15 protein-coding genes are annotated in these 20736 nt (G+C 71.5%); 7 read left to right on the forward strand and 8 right to left on the reverse strand.

The window, feature by feature from the left end:
* From AB0B57_RS27850 to AB0B57_RS27865, 4 genes are all read left to right on the forward strand, one after another.
* Positions 1-3408 (forward strand): HNH/endonuclease VII fold putative polymorphic toxin (locus AB0B57_RS27850; protein WP_357075982.1); only part of this gene is annotated, 3408 nt, incomplete at its 5' end.
* 5 nt (positions 3409-3413) lie between these two features.
* Positions 3414-3821, forward strand: a complete 408-nt coding sequence (locus tag AB0B57_RS27855) for an Imm50 family immunity protein (protein WP_357075985.1) — start codon at positions 3414-3416, stop codon at positions 3819-3821.
* A 64-nt stretch (positions 3822-3885) separates the two neighbouring features.
* On the forward strand, positions 3886-4158 hold the full coding sequence (locus AB0B57_RS27860; protein ID WP_357075988.1) for a hypothetical protein: 273 nt from the start codon (positions 3886-3888) through the stop codon (positions 4156-4158).
* A 422-nt stretch (positions 4159-4580) separates the two neighbouring features.
* Entirely contained in the window at positions 4581-5057 is a 477-nt protein-coding gene (locus tag AB0B57_RS27865; protein WP_357075991.1) for a hypothetical protein, read from the forward strand.
* Between the two features lie 18 nt (positions 5058-5075).
* On the opposite strand, the gene AB0B57_RS27870 is transcribed toward AB0B57_RS27865, so the two are convergent.
* On the reverse strand, positions 5076-6170 hold the full coding sequence (locus AB0B57_RS27870) for an ROK family protein (RefSeq protein WP_357075994.1): 1095 nt from the start codon (positions 6168-6170) through the stop codon (positions 5076-5078).
* A gap of 50 nt (positions 6171-6220) precedes the next feature.
* Between AB0B57_RS27870 and AB0B57_RS27875 the strand changes: the two genes are divergently transcribed.
* Positions 6221-7438, forward strand: a complete 1218-nt coding sequence (locus AB0B57_RS27875; protein WP_357076289.1) for an MFS transporter — start codon at positions 6221-6223, stop codon at positions 7436-7438.
* Between the two features lie 69 nt (positions 7439-7507).
* Here AB0B57_RS27875 and AB0B57_RS27880 read toward each other — a convergent pair whose 3' ends face one another.
* The gene (locus tag AB0B57_RS27880; RefSeq protein ID WP_357075997.1) at positions 7508-8893 is read right to left on the reverse strand and encodes a serine hydrolase domain-containing protein; all 1386 of its coding nucleotides are present in this window, start codon (positions 8891-8893) and stop codon (positions 7508-7510) included.
* A gap of 177 nt (positions 8894-9070) precedes the next feature.
* Here AB0B57_RS27880 and AB0B57_RS27885 point away from each other — a divergent pair, with 177 nt between their 5' ends.
* The gene (locus AB0B57_RS27885; protein ID WP_357076000.1) at positions 9071-10447 is read left to right on the forward strand and encodes an FAD-dependent oxidoreductase; all 1377 of its coding nucleotides are present in this window, start codon (positions 9071-9073) and stop codon (positions 10445-10447) included.
* On the opposite strand, the gene AB0B57_RS27890 is transcribed toward AB0B57_RS27885, so the two are convergent.
* The 6 genes from AB0B57_RS27890 to AB0B57_RS27915 all read right to left on the reverse strand — a co-directional run bounded on the left by AB0B57_RS27890 (position 10448) and on the right by AB0B57_RS27915 (position 17443).
* Positions 10448-10924 (reverse strand): heme-degrading domain-containing protein, encoded by a 477-nt coding sequence (locus AB0B57_RS27890; protein ID WP_357076003.1) that lies wholly within the window; start codon positions 10922-10924, stop codon positions 10448-10450. It abuts the gene before it with no gap.
* Positions 10925-10960: 36 nt separating this feature from the next.
* Complete coding sequence (locus tag AB0B57_RS27895) at positions 10961-12421, reverse strand: SDR family NAD(P)-dependent oxidoreductase (protein ID WP_357076006.1); 1461 nt, start codon at positions 12419-12421, stop codon at positions 10961-10963.
* A gap of 134 nt (positions 12422-12555) precedes the next feature.
* Positions 12556-13461 (reverse strand): siderophore-interacting protein, encoded by a 906-nt coding sequence (locus tag AB0B57_RS27900; RefSeq protein ID WP_357076009.1) that lies wholly within the window; start codon positions 13459-13461, stop codon positions 12556-12558.
* A 27-nt stretch (positions 13462-13488) separates the two neighbouring features.
* Positions 13489-15591: an iron ABC transporter permease gene (locus AB0B57_RS27905; RefSeq protein ID WP_357076012.1), complete on the reverse strand. Its 2103-nt coding sequence runs from the start codon at positions 15589-15591 to the stop codon at positions 13489-13491.
* 2 nt (positions 15592-15593) lie between these two features.
* On the reverse strand, positions 15594-16577 hold the full coding sequence (locus AB0B57_RS27910) for an iron-siderophore ABC transporter substrate-binding protein (protein WP_357076015.1): 984 nt from the start codon (positions 16575-16577) through the stop codon (positions 15594-15596).
* A gap of 32 nt (positions 16578-16609) precedes the next feature.
* Positions 16610-17443 carry an ABC transporter ATP-binding protein gene (locus tag AB0B57_RS27915; protein ID WP_357076018.1) on the reverse strand — a complete coding sequence of 278 codons (834 nt, stop codon included), beginning with the start codon at positions 17441-17443 and terminating at the stop codon, positions 16610-16612.
* A gap of 113 nt (positions 17444-17556) precedes the next feature.
* Here AB0B57_RS27915 and AB0B57_RS27920 point away from each other — a divergent pair, with 113 nt between their 5' ends.
* Positions 17557-20736 (forward strand): BTAD domain-containing putative transcriptional regulator, encoded by a 3180-nt coding sequence (locus AB0B57_RS27920; RefSeq protein ID WP_357076021.1) that lies wholly within the window; start codon positions 17557-17559, stop codon positions 20734-20736.

Genomic DNA, 20736 nt, shown 5'->3' on the forward strand with positions numbered 1-20736 from the left:
GCCCAGACCGATGTTGAGTTGCCGGGTCTGCTTCCGCTTGTCCTCGGCCGTAGTCACGTGTCGTCGTATCGGGTGGGTCGGTGGTTTGGGCCGTCGTGGGCGTCGACGCTTGATCAGCGGGTCGAGGTCGACGAGCAGGGGGTGTGCTTCGTCGCCGAGGACGGCATGGTCCTGTCCTACCCGACACGCGGGGATGGTGGCGGGCAGGTCATGCCGGCGGCGGGTCCTCGTTGGCCGCTCACTCCGACCGCGGACGGTTTCCGGGTCGAGCAGCCGGAGACCGGTCGCGCCCTGCACTTCCGAACGGTGCCGGAGCAGCCTGAGCCGGAGGGCGGCGGTGGCCCTGTTCGGGTGTTGCCCCTGGTTGCCGTGACGGACCGCAATGGTCATCGGATCGACGTGGACTGGCGCGACGGTGTGGTCACCGAGGTTCGGCACAGTGGTGGGTATCGGATCGCTGTCGACACCCTGCAGGGTCGGGTGGCGGCGCTGAGTCTGCTCGACGCGGAACCGTCCGGTGGGGCCCGGACGCTGGTGCGGTTCGGCTACGACGAGGACGGTCACCTCGCCGAGGTGGTCAACGGGTCCGGGCTTCCCCTCAAGTTCGGCTATGACGATGACGGCCGGTTGGTTCGCTGGCTGGATCGTAACGAGCAGGAGTACCGCTACACCTACGACGAGCAGGGTCGTTGCGTGGCCGCGACCGGTTCGGGCGGGTACCTGTCCGCGCGGTTGCACTACCACCCGGTCGAGCGGACGACCGCGGTGGACGACTCACTCGGCAACAGCACCATCTATGAGCTGACCGGGCGCGGTCAAACGCATCGAGTCACGGACCCGCTGGGTCATGTCACGGCGTTCACCTGGGACCGGTTCGATCGGAAGCTGTCCGAGACCGATGCGCTGGGGCGGATCACTCGTTGGTCCTACGATGACGACGGCAACCTGGTCGAGGTCACCCGCCCGGACGGCAGCCGGGCGACGGCCGCGTACAACGAGCTACGTCAGCCGGTCGTGGTCACCGACGTCGACGGTGCGATCTGGCGCCGTGAGTACGACGAACGCGGCAACCTGACCATGATCACCGATCCCATTGGCGCGACCACCCGATACCGCTACGGCGAGAGCGGTCACCTCAGCGAGGTGACCGACGCCCTGGACAGCGTCCTGGTGGTGGCCACGGATCCGGCGGGGTTGATCAGTCAGGTCGCCGAGCCCACCGGCGCGGTGACGACCTACCGGCGGGATTCCGCCGGACGGGTTGTCGAGGTAACCGACCCCGTCGGCGGCACCACCCATCTCGGCTGGACCGTCGAGGGGCGGCCGGCGTGGCGGCGAAGTCCGGACGGGGTGAGCGAGGAATGGACCTACGACCCGGAAGGAAACCTGGTCACCCACACCGACCAGACCGGGGCGACGACCGAGTTCGAGATCGGCCCCTTCGACCTGCCGGTGGCGCGTACCGGGCCGGACGGCGCCCGGCTGACCTTCGCCTATGACACCGAGCTGCGCCTCACCGCGGTCACCAATCCGCAGGGGCTCGTCTGGCGCTACGACTACGACCCCGGTGGGCGGCTGGTCGCCGAGACCGACTTCAACGGCCGCACGCAGACCTACACGCACGACCCCGCCGGCCAACTCGTGGCCCGCACCAACGGCGCCGGGCAGACCATTGAGCTGGTCCGTGACCTGCTGGGCAACGTCGTGCAGAAGCGCACCGCCGAGGGCGTCACCACCTTCGGGTACGACCCGGTCGGCCGGCTGCTGCACGCCACCGCACCCGAGATCGACCTCCGGTTCGAGCGGGATCCGCTGGGTCGGGTACTCGCCGAGATCCGCGACGGGCAGACTGTCACCTCGTCCTACGACGCGCTTGGCCGACGGACGTACCGGCGTACCCCCGGGGGGGTCGACAGCGCCTGGGAATATGACCCCGGGCACCGGCCGGTGGCTCTGCACACCGGTGGCGCGACGGTCAGCTTCACCCACGACGCGGCTGGCCGGGAGACCCGGCGGGCGGTCGGCAGTCTCGCGCTGACCCAGAGTTGGGACGCCAACCACCGGCTGCTCTCCCAGATCCTCACGGCGAGCCCTGCCGTCAGCGACGTGCCGGACCTGGTCGCCCACCGCGCCTACCAGTACCGCGCTGACGGCTACCTGACCGGCACCGTCGACCAGGTCACCGGGGAGCGTCGGCTGGAGCTGGACCGGGCCGGCCGGATCACCGCCGTCCAGGCCGACGACTGGACCGAGCGATACGCCTACGACGAGGCCGGCAACGTGGCCAGTGCCGCCTGGCCTGGTGCGGACGGCGACGGCGACGGCGGCGCTCGGGGTGAGCGGGAGTACACGGGAACCCTGATCCGCCGGGCCGGGAACGTGCGCTACGAACACGACGCCGCTGGCCGGGTCACGCTGCGGCAGCGCAAGGAGCGTTCGACCAAGCCCTCGACCTGGCGCTACACCTGGGACAGCGAGGACCGGCTGACCGCCGTCACCACCCCGGACGGCACCCGGTGGCGCTACCGGTACGACGCGCTCGGCCGCCGAGTCGCCAAGCAACGCCTCGACGCCGACGATGGCGTGGTCGAGCAGGTCGACTTCGCCTGGGACGGCCCGCGCCTGATCGAGCAGACCCACCGCGGCGACGACGGCGACCGCACCAGCACCTGGGAATACGCCCCCGGTACGTTCACCCCGATCAGCCAGACCGACGCCTCGACCGACCAGGATGAGGTGGACCGCCGCTTCTACGCGATCGTGACCGACCTGGTCGGCACACCCACCGAACTGGTCAGCCCGGACGGCGCAATCGCCTGGCAACAGCGCACCACCATCTGGGGCATCCCGACCCACACCAGCACCACGGGTGTCGACTGCCCGCTGCGCTTTCCCGGCCAGATCCACGACCCGGAAACCGGCGCCTCGCACAACTACCACCGCTACTACGATCCGGTGACCGGCCGATACCAGTCTCCTGACCCACTCGGACTCGTTCCGGCCCCGAACCCCTACGCCTATGTTGACAACCCTACTGATCTCATCGACCCATTCGGTCTCGCGCCGTGTGTCCCATCCGCCCAGGTCGGCCGGAATGGTGCTCTGAACCAAGCGAAGCGTGACCTGGGTATACCGCGATCGCAGCATCCGGATGCAGTCAACCGTGTGCCGATGACGGACAAGTGGGGCAGGCGGATTCTGGACGAGAACAACCGGCCGATCATCACGCGGGAATACGTCTACACCAGACCGGACGGCAGTAAGGTGGTCATCCAGGACCACGCCGCTGGTCACCAATTCGACGGCGGGGTCGGTAACCAGGGTCCACACTTCAACGTCCGGCCGCCGGAGAATACGAGAACGGGACACGTTCCGGGGACCACCGACCACTATCCTTTTGTGAGGTAACGCCCGTGCCCACTTGGTTGGATTTAGTCGAAGACCCGCGAGGCGTCCGCTCCATCTACGGAGCGGACAACCCCCCTTCGTTGGAGAAGATCCTGTTGCACGAGGTTGTGCTCCAGCGGGATGGCCCGTCGGCCGTCCTGAGATTCGATCTGCCGGAGTTCCCGACGAATGCGCCGAGAAAATGGCGCGATCAGGGCTTCAACGTCGTGCAGGTCGGCCTGACGATGATTGGCATCAAGGACCTCTCCCTGGCGGGCTGGAACCACCGCGGTTGGGCCAGCATGGAACTGGCCTCGCAGGATGATTCGCTGATGCTGGAAGTCCTGTGGGGATCGGCTCGCATTCAGGTGCAGGCGGACGCGGCGGCCGTGACGTCGATATCGGCTTATGCCGGCGACCTGTCCCTTGAATAATCTCCGAACGTTATTGATATGGGCGCTTCTTCAGTGCCCGAGTCTTTGACAAGTTGGACTTTTCGTGAGTAGAGAGACCGAACACGTCTTCCGGGTCCGACTTGCCGGCTGGGGTATCTACGTCAGGATCCAGGCTGGACACTACTATCCGGACGGGGAACCATTCAGCGGTGCGTGGCTGAGTGGTAATGTCTTTCTTGTGGTGGACGAACCACACCTTGATGCTGGCGACCTTGAGATGATCAGGCTTGGTGTTCTGGATGTTGCCTCTGATATCGAGTCTCTCAAGCCTGGCGCTGCGGTGGTCGTAGTAGTGTCTTCGGTTACTTGGTCCTGACGCAATACCAACCGGAGGGCTTGCGGGCGGCCGTGATTGGATGGGTCAATAAACACTTCGGCCTCAGTCACCCGATGCCGGAGGTTTTCTACATTTCAGCTTCGGGCAGGTACGATTTTCTCTTAGCATAAGAGGGCTGCCACTAATTGGCCGATATCACGAAATCCGTCGCGGCGGGAGCGTCAGCGGAAGCGATGTGGAACGGTGAGGTTGCGCCGGTGCCCATTTGGTTGGATTTAGTCGAAGACCCGCGTAGCGTCCGCTCCATCTATGGAGCAAATAATCCGCCTTCGTTGGAAGAAGGTCCCGACGCACGAGGTTGTGCGTTCGTCCGCATTCGACGGTGGGGGCGGGCGGTGCCGGAACGTGGGCGGGCCAGAGGGCCGATACGCCGCCGTGGATGCCCGGCCTACGGTGTGCGGGTGATCGTGCGGACCGGATGGACCATGCCCCACTCGCCCGACGTGTTGTGGCCGGCGCTCTGCGACTCGCGCCTGGAGTTGCAGCCGCGCTGCCCGGTGTTCTACCTGGGGACGCCCCGACCCACGTCGTGCCGACTGCCCGACGGACCGGGCGAGGTCGGTGCCGCCCGGCAGTGCGTCTCCGAGCAGGGTGTGGTGCGGCAGCGGATCACCGTGTGGGAGCCGCCGGCCCGGTTGGCCTTCCACATGGAGTCGACGAACCTCCACTTCCACCGTTTCGTCGACCAACTCGGTGACCTGTTCGAGTTGACTCCGGTGAACGGCGGCACCCGGGTCATCCGGACCACGACGGTGACCGTCCGAGGGTTTGGCCGGCTCGCGCTGGAGCCGGCGCTCTGGGTCGGGCTGAAGTCGGTGCACCGCTTCGTGTTCCGCAACTGGCAGAAGATGGCGCTGTCGCCCCCTGCCGCGGTGTAGGCGCGGGGGTGCCGGCGGTCAGGTCGGGGCAAGCTCCGGGATGCCGTAGTGCTGGTCGAGGATCTGCATGGCGGCGCCCGCGGCGATGGCGTCCGCGCCGAGGCTGGACAGGGTCACCCGCGTGCTGAGCCAGTTCGCGCGTCGCGCATCCGCCGAGACGGCCTCGGTGACCGCCGCGAGATAGGTGTCCGGGTGTCGGAGGAGGTCCGCTCCCGCCAGCACCACGTGGGCGAGGTCGAGGGTCTGGAGCAGGTTGACGACGCCCACCGCCACGACACGGGCCGCGCGTGCCATGTCTCCGGCGTCGGCGGCGTGCTGGTGCACGATCTCCAGGCATCCGTGCCGGCCGCAGACGCAGCGGGGGCCGTCCAGGTCGACGACCGTGTGGCCGAACTCTCCCGCGTTGGTGTGCGCGCCCCGGTGGGCCGCACCGCCCAGCCAGAAGCCTCCGCCGATCCCAGACTCGATCATGATGAGTGCCGCGTCGCCGAACGTCGCGCCGTGTCGCCAGGCTTCGGCCGTGATCCCGGCGGTGACGTCCTTGTCGAGGTGGATGGGCAGGCCCAGGTGCTCCTCGGCGATCTCGCGCAGCGGCACGTCGTGCCAGTGCCGCAGGCCGTGAGCGCCGCGGACCAGGCCGTGGGCGTGGTCCAGTGGGCCGATCATGCCGATGCCGACGCCGGTGAGTCGGCCGCGCAGGTCGGCGTTGCCGGCCATCGCGTCGATGCCGGAGCGTAGGGCGTCGAGAAGCTGCGGCGGGGTGAAGTCGCCGGGCAGTGGGCTGACCGTGGAGTGCCGCACGGTGCCGGCGAGGTCGACCAGGACCAGCCGCAGCGTGCGCCGGGCGACGTGGGCGCCGATCGCGTACCGGCTGTCGGGGACGAGCTCGTAGACGACCGCGGGCTTGCCGACGCCCGGCCGCCGGACATCGGTGGGACGGATCAGGCCTTCGGCGCTCAGCCGGGCGATGACCTTGGAGACCGCCTGTGGGGTCAGGCCGGTGGCCTCGACAACTGTCGACCGCTCGAACCGTCGGGCGGTACGCCCCACCGCCATGACCAGCGCCTGGTTGTAGCCGCGCAGGAACCTGACGTCCGCAGTGATGCGAGTCATCTCGCCACCCTATTACGCAACGCTGTTGCTAAATTTTCTCGGTGATCGGAATGAGCAGCGGTCGACGGGTGGCGGCGCTTGTCGCCCTGGCACTGGGTGGCGTCGCTATCGGCCTCACCGAGTTCGTGGCGATGGGCCTGCTGCCCGACATCGCGCGCGATCTGCTCGCGCCGCAGTACGCCCAGTCGTCCTCGGGAGCGGTCGCGCGAGCCGGCTGGATGATCACCGCGTACGCGCTCGGCGTGGTCGTGGGCGCGCCCCTGATCGCCGCGCTGAGCGCGCGCCTGCCCCGCAAGAGGCTCGTGCTCGGACTGCTCGTGCTCTTCGCCGTCGGCACGGTCGGGTCCGCGATCGCCCCCACCTTCGACCTGGTGCTGGTGGCTCGGTTCGCGGCGGCGCTTCCGCACGGCGCGTACTTCGGAGCGGCCGGTCTGCTCGCGGCGACGCTGATGGGCCCCGGTAACGAGGCCCGGGGGTTCGCCACCGTGCTCGGCGGCCTGACCGTGAGCAACGTGGTCGGCGTGCCCCTCATCACGCGGCTCGGGCAGGCGGCCGGCTGGCGCGTCGCGTACCTGGTCATCGCCGGTGTGTTCGTGCTCACGCTGCTGGCGGTGCTGGCGGTCGTCCCGGAGGTGGCCGCGGCGGTCGACGGGTCGCCGGCCGCCGAGCTGCGGTCGCTGCGCACCCCGCAGGTCTGGTTGGTGGCCGCGACCGGCGCGGTCGGTTTCGCCGGGTTCTTCGCGGTGGACAGCTACCTCGCACCGGTCACCACCGACGTCGCCGGGCTCTCCGCCGCGACGGTGCCGTGGGTGCTTGTCGCGGTGGGTCTCGGCATGACCGTCGGCAACGCCCTGGGTGGCTGGTTCGCGGACCGTGACCTGCGGCGGAGCATGGTCATCGGGTTCGTCGCGATGATCGTGAGCATCGCCGCGTTCAGCCTCGTCGCGTCGACCCGGGTCGGTCTGTTCGTGGGCGCGTTCCTGGTCGGTGCGACGAGCCTCTACCTCGGCCCGGTCCTGCAGGCGCGCCTGATCACCGTCGCACCGGGAGCGCAGTTGATGGGTGCGGCGGTCAACCAGTCGGCCATGAACATCGCGAACAGCCTGGGCGCCGCCCTGGGCAGTGTCGCCATCGCCGCCGGGCTCGGTTATCTCGCACCCGCCCGGGTCGGCGTGGTCCTCGGGATCATCGGGTTGGCCCTGGGGCTGGTCAGCTTCGCCGTCGGTCGACGGACGCGCGAGCGTGTCCCCGCGACCGTCCCGGGCTGATCCCGAGGAGGCCGAGGTGCGCCGAGGTGGCCGGGCTGAACAGGTCCACACCTTCCGGTCGGCCGTCGCTCAGTTGACCTCGTTGGCGAGCAGGTCGCCGACCGCCGCACGGACCGGATCGGGATTCGACCAACTCCAGTTGGGGTGCGCGCGGTTGGTGAGCAGGGCGAGGACGAGCTTGCGGCTGGGATCGACCAGCAGGGACGGGCCGGCGAAGCCGGTGTGACCGAAGGTCCGGGCCGAGGTGAGCCGGCCCATGAACCAGCTCTGGTTGAGAACGACGCCGAGGCCGTGGGCGGCGGTCCGGTTGGGCCGTTCCGGGTCGACAGCGGGTTTTCCGGCGTTGTGGTTGGTCAGCATCCGGCGCACGGTCGCCGCGGCGAGGATCCGCCTGCCCTGGTGGGTGCCTCCGTCGAGGAGCAGCTGACCGATGGCCGCGAGATCGGTGGCGGTCGCGAAGACGCCGGCGTGACCGGCGATGCCACCGAGGTGGTTGGCGACGTCGTCGTGGACGGTGCCACGGAGCAGGCCCCGCGACGATCGGGCGTCGGTGGCGACGAGTCGACTGGCCCGGGCGGTGCCCGACAACCAGGTGTTGGGGTGGAAACCGGTGTCGCGCAGGCCCAGCGGACCGGTGAGGTTGCTCTTGAGCGCCTGGTCGAGCCGCTGACCGGTGACCTTCTCGACGATCTTGCCGGCGATCATGAGCCCGACGCTGGAGTAGCGGAACGTGTCCCCGGGCACGGCGCCGGAGACCAACCCGGTGGTGAGCACGGCGTTCCAGCGGGCGGCACTGTCGGCGAGGCCGGTGACCTTGGCGCCGACGGGCAGGCCGCTGGTGTGGGTCAGCAGCATCTCGACGGTGACGCGCTCGGTGCCGGCTCCGCCGAAGGCCGGCAGGTAGTCGCGGACCGGGGCGCCCAGGTCGACGCGTCCCCTGTCGACCTGCTGGAGCAGCAGGATGGCGGTGTACACCTTCGTGACCGAGGCGAGGTCGAAGATCGAGTCGGGGCGCATCGCGACCCGTTGGCTGGCCGGGAGGAGCTTCGGGCCGGCGCCGTAGCGCAGCGCCTCCCCGACGGCGGTGTGCACAGTTGTCTTCCCGTCGACCAGGACGACCGCGACGGCACCCGGAAAGCCCTTGTGCGCAACGGTCTGCGGTGTGGCGGGCAGGTGCCTGCGGAGCAGGGTCGTCACGCCCTGCGCGTAGCGGGCCTGGCCGGCCGGCCCGGCACCGCCACTCGGCGCCGCGGTGGCGCTCGGCGAGCCGGACGGGGCCGCGCTGTTACCGGCCGCGCCGAACCCCACCCGGTTGCCGGCGGCGTCGGTCGCGGTCACCGCGTCGCCGGGATCACCCGGGCCTGGCTTCGGCCCGCCGTCCGCACCGCAGCCGGTGAGGGTGGCGGTCGCGGCGGCCAGACCGGCCCCGAGCAGAGTACGACGCGCAACGGGCATGCCGGGAATCGTGACAGCTGACATCGACGTGCGCCAACCGAGCCTCCCCACCTCGGTCACGCTCATCCATTGGTCAACACATGGTCACCATCAGGACACGTTCGGTAAATGTGTGGTGCCTGTGCGACGATCGGCGGGCGTCACACCGAACGACCATCCATACCCTTGGAGAGCACGATGTCCCTCTCCCGCGCCCGCGTCTTCGCCGAGCTGAACGCGGTGCGACCCCCCGATCAGCCATCCCCGGTCCTGGGCAGGGCAGTCGTGGTCGGCGGCAGTGTCGCCGGCCTGCTGGCCGCCCGCGTGCTCTCCGACTACGCCGACAGCGTCGTCATCATCGACCGGGACGACCCGCAGGGGTGCGGCGCGCGTCCCGGCGTACCCCAGGGGACGCAGCTGCACGCGCTGCTGCCCGGCGGCTTCCTGCAGTTGGAACGGCTGTTTCCCGGCTTCCGCGACGCGGCCGTGGCGCGCGGGGCGGTCGAGGCGCCGCCCGCGGCCAGGCGCAACTACCTCGACGGTCGCCTGCGGGTCGTCGTCCCCGACGACGCCGACAGCCTGGCGGGCAGCCGGCCGCTCCTGGAGGGGCTGATCCGCCAACAGGTGCTGCGACTGCCCAACGTCAAGACGGTCACCGCCCGTGCCACGGGTCTCGTGTTCGACGACACCGTGGTCACCGGGGTCCGCTGCGACGTCGGCGGGTCGCCCGGTGTGGAGTGCGGTGACCTCGTGGTGGACGCCATGGGGCGGTCGAGCAGACTGTCGGCCTGGCTGGAGCAGGCCGGCTGGGACCGGCCGGTCACGCGGCGGATGACCGTGCACCTCAACTACGCGACGGCCCTGTTCCGCCGCCCGGCCGAGGCGGAGGCCGCGACGGTGGCCCTGGCGCTGCACACCCCGAAGATGTCCTCGGACGTGGCCGGCGCCGCGTTCTTCGCCATCGAGGACGGTCGGTGGATGGCCATGATGGCCGGCTACGGGGACCACCGCCCCGGCTCCACCGCCGAGGACTTCGTCCGTCGACTCCGGGAGCAGTTTCCACCCGAGTTCGGTGAGGTCGCCGGCCAGCAGATGCTCGGCGACGTCCAGACCTACCACCATGCCGACAGTCGACGGCGCGACTTCCACGCGCTGCGGCGGTTTCCCGGCGGGCTCGTCAGCGTGGGCGACGCCGTCGCGTCGTTCAACCCGGTGTACGGGCAGGGAATGACGGCGGCGGCCCTGCACGCGGCCTGCCTGTCGACGTACCTGCGCACCCGCCCGGATCTGACCGCCCCCGCACACGAGTACCTCGCGTTGCAGAAGGTCGTGGTCGACGCCGCGTGGTCGACGTCGACCTCCGCCGACCTGGGGCTGCCCCACGTCGACGGGCCCTATCCGCGCGGATACCGGATCACCAGTTGGGCCAGCCGGCAGATCATCGCCGCGACCGTCACCGACGTGGCGATCGCGCGACGGTTCAACCAGGTCGTCTCCATGCGGGAGCACCCACTCACACTGGCCAGGCCCGGCGTGCTCGTCGGCGCCCTACGGGCCAACCGACGCGCCCGTTGACTAGCGGGGTAGCTTGCGCAGGATGTCGACGACGAACCGGTGGTCGTCCAGCTGCGGAAGCCCGGACACACCGACCCAGCCCACCACGCCGGTGCCGCGTACGCGCAACGGCACCGCACCGCCAGCGGCCGCGTAGCGGGAGGCCGGCAGACCGAACTTCTCGGCCAGCGTCACCTGCTTGTCCTGGCACAACCGGGCCATGTAGAGCGACGAGTGCTCGAACCGCATCACCACCCGCCCCTTGCGTCGCAGCCACCCGTCGTTGTCCGCCGTCGACCCGGGCAGGCCACAGTGGAACAGCTGACGCCCGGCCCGCCACACGCCCACCGAAACCGGCAGCCGCTGCTCCCTCGCCGCGGCGACGGCGAGCTGCCCCAGCTCGTACGCGTCCGTCTCGGACAGGCCCGCGAGCTCCAGCTCGGTCTCCTCGCGCAGCAGCTCGTCAAGCGTCGGCCACGGTTCACGATCAGATGCCATGAGTCTTCTCCTCGTCGAAACTCGTCGTGTCGGTGCTCACCAGGCACAGGGCGCGTAGTCCTTCAGGAAACACCCGTACAGGTCCTCGCCCAGCTCGCCGCGGACGATCGGGTCGTACACCCGGGCGGCGCCGTCCACCAGGTCCAACGGGGCGTGGAAACCCTCGTCGGCCAGTCGCATCTTCGTCGGGTGGGGGCGTTCGTCGGTGATCCAGCCGGTGTCGACGCTCGTCATCAGGATGCCGTCGGTCAGCATCTCCTGTGCGCTGGTGCGGGTCAGCATGTTCAGCGCGGCCTTGGCCATGTTGGTGTGCGGGTGCCCCGGCCCCTTGTAGCCGCGGCCGAACTGGCCCTCCATCGCTGACACGTTCACCACGTACTTGCGGCGGGCCGACGCGGCGGCCATCGCCGGCCGCAGTCGACTGACCAGCACGAACGGCGCGGTGACGTTGCACAGTTGCACTTCGAGCAGCTCGACCGGGTCGACCTCCTGCACCCGCTGGACCCAGCTGTTGACCGAGTCGAGGTCGGGCACGAGACCACCGGCGTCGATGGCCGTGGACGCGGCGATCCGTTCCGGCGAGGCGGAGCCGCTGGTGAGTGCCAGCGCGGTGAGCGCGTGCGGGGTGAGCGCGGTGGACTGCGGCCCGGCGGTCAGGCTGCCCACCGGGCCGTTCTGGCCGTCCGGCTTGGCGAACGTGATCAGCTCGGGCAGGGGGCCGTCCGGCAGGGCCGCGGCCTCGGCGGCGATGAGCTGCGCGTACGCCCCGGGGGAGCGGCGGACGGTCTGCGCCGCGTTGTTGATCAGGATGTCCAGGGGGCCCTGGCTGCTGACGTCGTCGGCGAGGGCGATCACCTGGGCGGGGTCGCGCAGGTCGATGCCGACGATGCGCAGACGGTGCAGCCAGTCCCCGCTGTCGGGCATGGCGGCGAACCGGCGCACCGCGTCGTGCGGGAACCGCGTGGTCACCGTCGTGTGTGCGCCGTCGCGCAGCAGACGCAGCGCGATGTACATGCCGATCTTCGCCCGACCGCCGGTGAGCAGTGCGCGCCGGCCGGTCAGGTCGGTACGGGCGTCGCGGCGCTCCCGGTTGAGCGCGGCGCAGGACGGGCAGAGCTGGTGGTAGAAGGCGTCCACCTCGCGGTAGCGCTGCTTGCACACGTAGCAGCCGCGGGGGTTGTGCAGGAAGCCCGCCGTCTCACCCGCCGCGGAGGACGCGAGCGGGATGCCCTGGGTCTCGTCGTCGATCCGCCCGGGGGCGCCGGTGGCGGTGGCCTCCGTCACCGCCCGGTCGGCCGTGAGGATGGCGTCCCGCCGTTCCTCACGCCGCCTCTGCTTGATCACCTTGTAGAGCCGGGCGGTGGCCCGCTGCACCCGCACCACGTCCGGGTGGTCGGAGGGCAGGGCCTCCAAGGCCTCGAAGACACCGAGGCAGGCCTCCAGCCGATCGCGGTCGATGCCGCCTTGACCGTTTTCGGTAATGTTGTCCACCGTCATGTGTCTGTGTCTCGTCCCGTTTCCCGTGCCGGAACCAGCCGGCCCACCCCAAGTCCGACCCGAAACTGTACGCGGGGTCCGCGACGGACCCCGCGTACACCTGTCGGCCCCGGAGGCGGCAGGCGGCGTCGGTCTCAGGCCTCGTCGGCGCGGCCGAGACGCCAGTAGCCCATGAAGGCCACCGCGCGCCGGTCCAGGCCCCGCTCGGCGACCAGGTGTCGGCGCAGGTTCCGGATGACGCCGGCCTCCCCGGCGAGCCACGCGTACAGCGGTGTCACGGTCACCTCGTCGGGGACCTCCCACAGGATCTCGGTGTCGACGTCCACGTCCGCGACCGGCGCGGTGGCCGCCGTCGCGCCCGGGGCCAGCAGTTCCCCCGCCGCCACGGTGACGGCGGGCACCAGGCGGCTGCCGTGGGCGTCGTCGCCCCGGGGCAGCCAGCGCACCTCGACGCCGGGGGGCGCGGCCAACGGCAGCACGTCGTCGGCGTCGGGCACCTCCAGCAGGACGACGCCCCGGGCTTCGCGAGGCAGGCGTTCGCAGATGCTGGCGATCGCCGGCACGGCCGTCTCGTCCCCGGCCAGCAGCAGGCTGCTCCCGGCCGACGGGCGGAACTCGGCCCCGCCGTGGTCACCCTCGTAGGCGGAGTCCGGCCCGACGATGGCGATCTGGTCGCCCGCGCCCACCCGCCGCGCCCAGCGCGTCGCCGGCCCGCCGTCGCCGTGCAGCACCAGGTCGACGTCGACCTCGGCCAGGTGCGGTCGGACGGCCCGCACGGTGTAGGTACGGATCGGGGGACGTCGGTGCTCGGGCAGGGCCCGCCAGGTCGCGTACCAGTCCGCGCCCTGGGGAAGGTCCACCCCGCGCTCACCGGGCAGCGGCAACGCCAGCTTGATCCGCTGGTCGTCACCGTTGTCGGCGAAGCGGTCGAGGTCCGCTCCGGTGAAGGTCACCCGGGTGAAGGACGGGCTGAGTCGGCGTACGGCGCGGACGGTGACGGCGAACACGCGGTACGGCGCGATGGGCAGGGTCTCGGTCATGGTGCCTCTCTCGACTCGGGCCGGCGTCTACCGGGTGGTGCTCGCCACGGCGCGGGAGCGCCACAGCAGCCAGACGAAGTACGGTGCGCCGATCATGGCCGTGACCAGGCCGGCGGGGATCTGGGCCGGGGCGATGACCGTCCGGCCGAGGGTGTCGGCGATGCTGACCAGCGCCGCGCCGAGCAGTGCGGCCACCGGGAGCACCCGGGAGTGTCGTCCGCCGACGAGCGCCCGCGCGGCGTGCGGAGCGACCAGGCCGACGAAGCCGATGACCCCGACGGCCGAGACGGCGGTGGAGGTGAGCAGCGCCGCCGCGCCGAGCGCGATCAACCGGGTGCGTTCCAGCCGGACGCCCAACACCCGGGGGGTGTCGTCGTCCAGGGCCAGCAGGTCGAGTTCGCGACGGGCGGCGACCACGGCCGGGGTGAGCACCAGCAGCGCGATCAGCACCGGCAGCACCTGGGTGGGCAGCCGACCGTAGGTGGAGCCGGACAGCCAGGTCAGCGCCTTGCCGGTGTTCCACGGGTCGAATGCGACGACCAGGTAGGTGATGACCGCCATGCCGCCCTGCCAGGTGCCGAAGCCGATCAGCACCAGCCGGTCGGAGCTGAGCCCGCCGCGCCAGGCCAGGCCGTAGACGAGGGCGAACGCCAGCATCGCGCCGAGCCCGGCGACGCCGGAGACGGCCCACACCCCGGCCAGCGGCACGAAGGTGAGCAGGGAGACGGCGCCCAGCCCGGCGCCGGCGGTGATGCCGAGGATGCCGGGTTCGGCCAGCGGGTTGCGGCAGACCGCCTGCACGGTGGTGCCGGCGACCGCGAGCGCCCCGCCGGCCAGGACCGCCGCGGCGACGCGCGGCCACCGCTGGTCCAGCACAAAGGTGTACGCCGGCCCGGTGCTGCCGTTGACCCAGTTGACGACGTCGCCGAGCAGCACCCAGGTGTCCCCGGCGAGCATGCCGACCGTCACGGCGCAGACGGTCAGGACGGCGGTGACCGCGACGACGCCCCGGTGGAAGGCGGCGGAGCGGACGGCCGCGTGGCCGCCGGGCGGACGGCGGGTGGGGCCGGCGTCGCGGTGCCGGCGCGCCAGCCAGATGAGGATCGCCGCGCCGAACAGGGTGGTGACCACGCCGGTGGGGATGTCCACCCCGGCCTGCCCACCCAGCACGGCGCGCAACAGCACGTCCGAGCCGAGCACGATGATGACGCCGGCGATGCCGGACAACGGCAGCAGGACGCGGTGCCGGTGCACCCCCGGCACCACGGGGCCGAGCAGCCGGACGATCACCGGGGCGCACAGGCCGACGAAACCGACCGGGCCGGTGAGGGTGACGGCCGCGGCGGACAGCAGCACGGCCAGCACCACGACGGTGAGCCGGGTACGCCGCACGTCGAGGCCGAGCACGGTGGCGGTGTCGTCGCCGAGGGCGAGGATGTCGAGGCGGTGCCCGAGCAGTACCAGCACGACGATGGCGCCGAAGATCACCGGGGCGAGTTGGGTCAGCGCGCTCAGGTCGCTCTGCACCAGCGAGCCGTTGCCCCAGGCGAACAGCCCGATGGTGGCCTGCTCGAACAGGAGCAGCAGCAGGGTGGTCACCGACCCGAGCGCCAGCGCGGTCGCCGAGCCGGCGAGGATGAGCCGGGTGGTGCCGGCCTGCCCACCGGAGGACAACGCCAGCACCAGGCCGGCGGCGGCCAGCCCGCCGCAGAAGGCGAGACCGCCGGCGGGCAGCGCGGGCAGCGAGATGCCGAACGCGGCCACCGAGACGATCGCCAGGTGCGCGCCGGCGTTGACGGCGAGGGTGTCGGGGGAGGCGAGTGGGTTGCGGGCGATCGACTGCAACGCGGCGCCGGCGAACCCGAGCGCGACGCCGATGGCCAGCCCCGCGAGCAACCGGGGCAGTCGGGCGGCGAGCAGGACGCGGGCCGCCTCGTCGTCGGTGCCGGTGGCGAGCCGCAGCAGGTCCAGGGCGCCGACGTTCGAGGTGCCCTGGGTGAGGTGGACCGCGCCGACCACGAGCAGCAGCAGGGTCGCGGCGACGAAGACGACGGCGACGCGGGGCGCGGCCGGGCGTCCGCCCGGAGCCGGCCGGGTGGCCGGCTCCGGGCGTGGGGGTGCGCTCAGCACGCTCACACCGCGTACGTCTTGACGAGTTCGTCGAGGTACTGCTTGCCGGACAACGGCCCGCCGAAGGTCCAGATGCCGTTGGGCATCTTGTGCAGGTTGCCCTGCCGCACGAAGGGCAGCGACTTCCAGATGGCGTTTCCGGCGAGACCGTTGGCGAACACGTCGTCGCCGTCGGAGGCGCTGTAGAAGAGGCGCAGGTTCGGGTCCTTGAGCACCGTCATGCCCTCGACGTCGGTCTGGCCCAGGCCCCACACCTCGTCGGTCTTACCGGTCCAGGCGTTGGTGAGGCCGAGCTGGATGCCGATCTGGGAGACCAGCGCGCCCTTGCCGAACATTCGGATGCTGACGGTGCTGCCCTCCTTCCAGCCGTCGGCGATGGCGAACGGCCGGCCGGCGGCACCCGCGTCGGCGATCTTCTTCCTGCCGTCGGCGATGGCCGCGTCGAAGTCGGTGAGCAGCTGCTGCGCCTCGGTGGTCTTGCCGACCGCCTTCGCGATCATGGTGAGGTCGGTGCGCATCCGGCCGAGGTTGTCGGTGGCGTCACTGCCTTTGGCGACCACGACGGGCACGAACTTCTCCAGCTGACTCACCAGGCTTCCGCCCCGGTCGTCCTCCATCACCACGAGGTCGGGCTGGAGGGCGACGATCGAGTCGACGCTGGGCTCGCCGCGGGTGCCGACGTCCTTGACGCCCGGGTCGAGCTTCGCGGCGGTGACCCAGGTGCCGTAGCCCTTGGGGTCGGCGACACCGACGGGCATGACGCCCAGGCTGACAAGCATCTCGACCTCGCCCCACTCCAGCCCGACGACCTTTGTCGCCGGGGCCTTGAGAGTGACCTGCTTGCCCCGGCTGTCGGTGAGGGTGACCGGGCCGCCGGCCGCCGAGGGGGAGGTCTCGGGGGACGCGGCGGTCTCGGTGGTGCCGCAGGCGCCGAGCGTCAGCGCGGCCACGACGGCGAGGAGGGCGGTGATACGGGTACGGGTCATGACGGTCTTTCTTCTGCTGTGGATAGGGGTGTTCAGACCAGGGCGCGGATCTGGTGCCGCCCGACGGGGCGGGTGGTGACCAGTCCGCTGAGCGGATCGGTGGTCACCTCGATGCGGATCCCGTAGGTCGCGGTGAGGGCGTCCTCGGTGAAGACCACAGCCGGGGTGCCGGTGGCGCGGACCCGGCCCTGGTGCAACAGGACCACCTCGTCCGCCACTGCGGCTGCCTGGTTGAGGTCGTGCAGCACGACGCCGACGGCGACGCCGTGATCGTTCGCGAGGTCGCGGACCAGGTCGAGGATCTCCACCTGGTAACGCAGGTCGAGAAACGTGGTGGGCTCGTCGAGGAGCAGCACCGGAGTGTCCTGGGCCAGGCAGGTGGCCAGCCACACCCGCTGCAACTCGCCGCCGGACAGCTCGTCGACGGGGCGGTCTGCCATCGTCGCAACGCCGGTGACGTCCATGGCGCGGGTGATCGCGGCGGGACCGTGCGGGTCCTCCGCGCGCCAGCGCCCCCGGTAGGGGTGGCGACCGTAGCCCACGACGTCCCGGACGGTGACCCCGTTGGGCACCGGCCTGCTCTGGGCGAGCAGCGTGACCCGCCGGGCGAACTCCCGGGCCGCGAGGCTGGCGGCCGTGACGCCGTCGGCGAGGTGCACGGTTCCGGCCTCGATCGGGTGCAGCCGGGCCAGTGCCCGCAGCAGGGTGGACTTGCCGCTGCCGTTGGGCCCCACCAGGGCGGTCACGGCACCCGCGCGGAGGTTGATCGCGGCACCGTGCACCACCGGCACACCGTGATAGCCCAATTGGAGGTCGACGCCGGACAGGCTGCGCTCCCCGTTGACCGACGCCAACTCGCTCTGCATGAGGTTAGGCTAACCTAACCGAATGATGGCCTGTCAAGCTGGTCGCGGGCCCGTGGCCGGCCTGGCGGACCGGTGGGCGTCGGGTCCGTGCGCGCGTGGGGGATGCTGGGTCCGTGCAGATCGCGATCCTCCGCCCACTCGCCGTCGACGGCCGTCCCGTTCGGGGTGAACGGCTCGCGACGGTGATCCGCGCCCTGGCCGACGCGCGGGGGCGGGCAGTCTCCACGAGCCTGCTCGTGGACGCCGTGTGGGATGGCGCGCCGCCCGACGACGCGACCGGCGCCGTCCAGGCCCTGGTGTCCCGGGTGCGTCGTCTCGGGCTGCCCGTGGTCGCGGTGCCGGGTGGCTACCGGCTGCCCGCCGAGGAGGTCACCGTCGACGCGGTCGAGGCGCGGGCGCTCGTCGACCAGGCGCGGACCGTGTTCCACTGTGGCGACGTCCGTGCCGCCCGCGGCTTGGCCGATCAGGCACGTGCCCTGTTCCCCGCGGTCCCGGAGCTGGTCACCAGCGAGGACACCCGACTGTTCGCGGATGTCACGGCGCTGCGCGCGCAGGCGGCACTCGCCGGCGTGGGTGCCTTCGACGAGGTCGACCTGAGGCGGCTCGTCGCGCGTACGCCCCCGGACGAGCCGTCGGCCGCCCTGCTCGTCCGGGTGCTCGCCGCCCAGGGCCGCGAGGCAGAGGCGCTGGAGGTGGTCGAGCGACTCCGGGCCGAACTGGCCGACCGGTACGGCACCGACCCGTCGCCCGTGGTCACACAGGTCCATGTGGCGCTGCTGCGTGGTGAACTCACCGCCCCGCCCGTCGCCGCGGCGCCCCGGCAACCGCTGCGGATCGCGTTGCCCGCCGCCTGGCGTCGGCCGATGACCGCCCTCGTCGGCCGGGAGCGGGACGTGGACGCCGTCGCCGACGCGCTCGCCGAGACACCCGTGGTGACGATCGTGGCGACCGGTGGCGCGGGCAAGACCCGGCTCGCCGCCGAGGTGGCGAGACGCGCCGCGGCGGCCGGGCGGTCGGTGCGCGTGATCGAGCTCGCCGGCCTGCGCTCGCCCGAGGAGGTGCTGCCCACGGTGCTCGCCGCGCTGGGCGGTGCGGACACCACGGCGACCGGCGCCAACCTGGGCCTGGAGCGGCGGGTGCTCAGCCCCGAGGAGCGGCTGCGCGCCGTGGCGCCCGACCTCGACGGGCTGCTGGTGCTGGACAACTGCGAGCACGTCCTCGACGCGGTGGCGGCCGTCGTCGCGGACCTGGTCGCGGTGACGTCACCGGAGGTCGCGGTGCTCGCCACCAGCCGGGCCCCGTTGGGTCTGGCCGGCGAACTGGTGCACCGGCTGACCGCCTTGCCGGACACTGACGCGCTCGCGCTTGTCGAATCCCGGGCGAGGGCCGGCGGTGCGGTGCCGACCTGGGACGCCGAGCGGGTGCTGGCCCTGTGTCACCGCCTCGACAACCTGCCGCTGGCACTCGAGTTGGCCGCCGCGCGGCTGCGGCACATGCCGATCGACGACGTGCTCGCCGGGTTGACCGACCGGTTCGCGCTGCTCGACGACGCCCTACGCGGCCTGCCGGAGCGGCACGCGAGCCTGTGGGCGTTGGTCGACTGGAGCAGGGAACTGCTCGCCGTGGACGACCGCGAGTTGCTGCAACGGGTCGCGGTCATCCCCGCACCGTTCACCGCCGACCTCGCCGCCGCAGTCGCGCAGACCCCCGATGTGCGTCGCGGCCTGGCGAGACTCGTCGAACAGTCGCTGTTGACACTTGTCGAGGGGGACGGCCCGCCGCGTTACCGGATGCTCGAAACGGTCCGCGAGTACGGCGAAGCCCGGCTCGACGCGGCGGGTGCCCGGGAGCTGGCCATGACCGGCCTGGTCGGGTGGGCGCGGAAGGAGGCCGTCGCACTCGCCGGCCGCTTCGTCGGCCCCGACCAGGTCGACGCGCTGCACCGCTGTGCCGCCGAGCAGGACAACCTGGTCGCGGGCCTGCGGTGGGCACTGGGGCAGGACGACGAGCCCGCCGCGATCGACGTCACCACCGCGCTGTTCCACCTCTGGTCGGTGCGGGGCCTGCACCTTGAGGTCCTCGCCTGGGCGCGCGGGCTGCTGCACGTCGACGACCCGGGGCGACGAGCGCGATCGGCGATCCTGCGGGGGGCGGCCAGCGGCCGACCACTGCCCGACGCCGACCGACTCGCCTGGACCTGCGTGGTGATCAGCGTCAACGCCGGCATCAGCGCCGATCTGCGGTCCGCCGTGCTCGCCCGGCGGGCGCTGCGCACGGTCCTGGCCGAACGGCCCGCCGAGGTGTCGTCCCGGCTGACCGCCCTCGCCTCGGCGTTGCCCGGCTTCGACGCGTCCGACCTGGAGCAGAGCTTGAAGAGCGCGGCCGAGATGATCGCGCACCCGGACCCGTACGTGCAGGGGCTCGGGCTGTTCGCGCGCGCCGCGGTACGGGAGAACGGCGGCCTGCCGCAGGAGTCGATAGGTGACGCCGAGCAGGCGTACCACCGCTTCGAGGCCGTCGGCGACCACTGGGGCATGGCGATGGCGGCGGGTGCCGTCGGGCAGTTCCTGGTCCCGGGCGGGGACGCCCGGGCGGCCGAGTGGCTGCGGCGCAGCGTGCAGCACATGGAGTTGGTCGGCGCCGCACAGGACGCGCGCTCGATCCGGGTCCGGCTGGACGTGCAACTCGCCCTCACCGGTGACGCGGAGGCGGAACGGCGGCTGGCCGAGACGGCCACACCGGGTCAGTCCGAGCAGATGGACACCGCGCAGGCGCTGCTCGGCCTGGCGCACCTCGCCTGGCAACGCGAGCGGTACGACGAGGCGCTCGCCCGTGCTGACGATGTGACAGGTCTCCTCGCCGGCTGGGTCGGACCGCTGCCACAGCCCCGCGTGATGCTGCGGGCGGCCACGGCGGTTCTCTACCTACGGGTGGCCCAGGCCGGGTGGGTGTCCGGAACCGAGGCCGCCGCCCACTCGGCGGCGATGCTGTCGCTCGCCCGCGACGACGCGCTGACATCGAGGGACCTGCCGGTGATCGGGGCGTGGGCGTCGGGTGGCGCGGAACTCGCGGCGCAGCGGGATGACATCGACGCTGCCCGCGAACTGGCCGTGCTCGCGAAGCGGATCGGCACCCACATCGAGATGTTCTTTCCCACCGGCAGCAGCGAACGACTCAGCGCCATCCTCGGGGACGAGGAACAGCGTGAGCCGTTGCTGGCCGCGTGGCGCGAGCGGCCGGCCGCCGCGGCCGTCAGCCGGATCCGCGAGTTGATGGACGACCTGCTCGCGTAG

The sequence above is a fragment of the Micromonospora sp. NPDC049101 genome, from assembly GCF_040648675.1.
In the GTDB taxonomy this organism is placed as follows: Bacteria; Actinomycetota; Actinomycetes; order Mycobacteriales; family Micromonosporaceae; genus Micromonospora.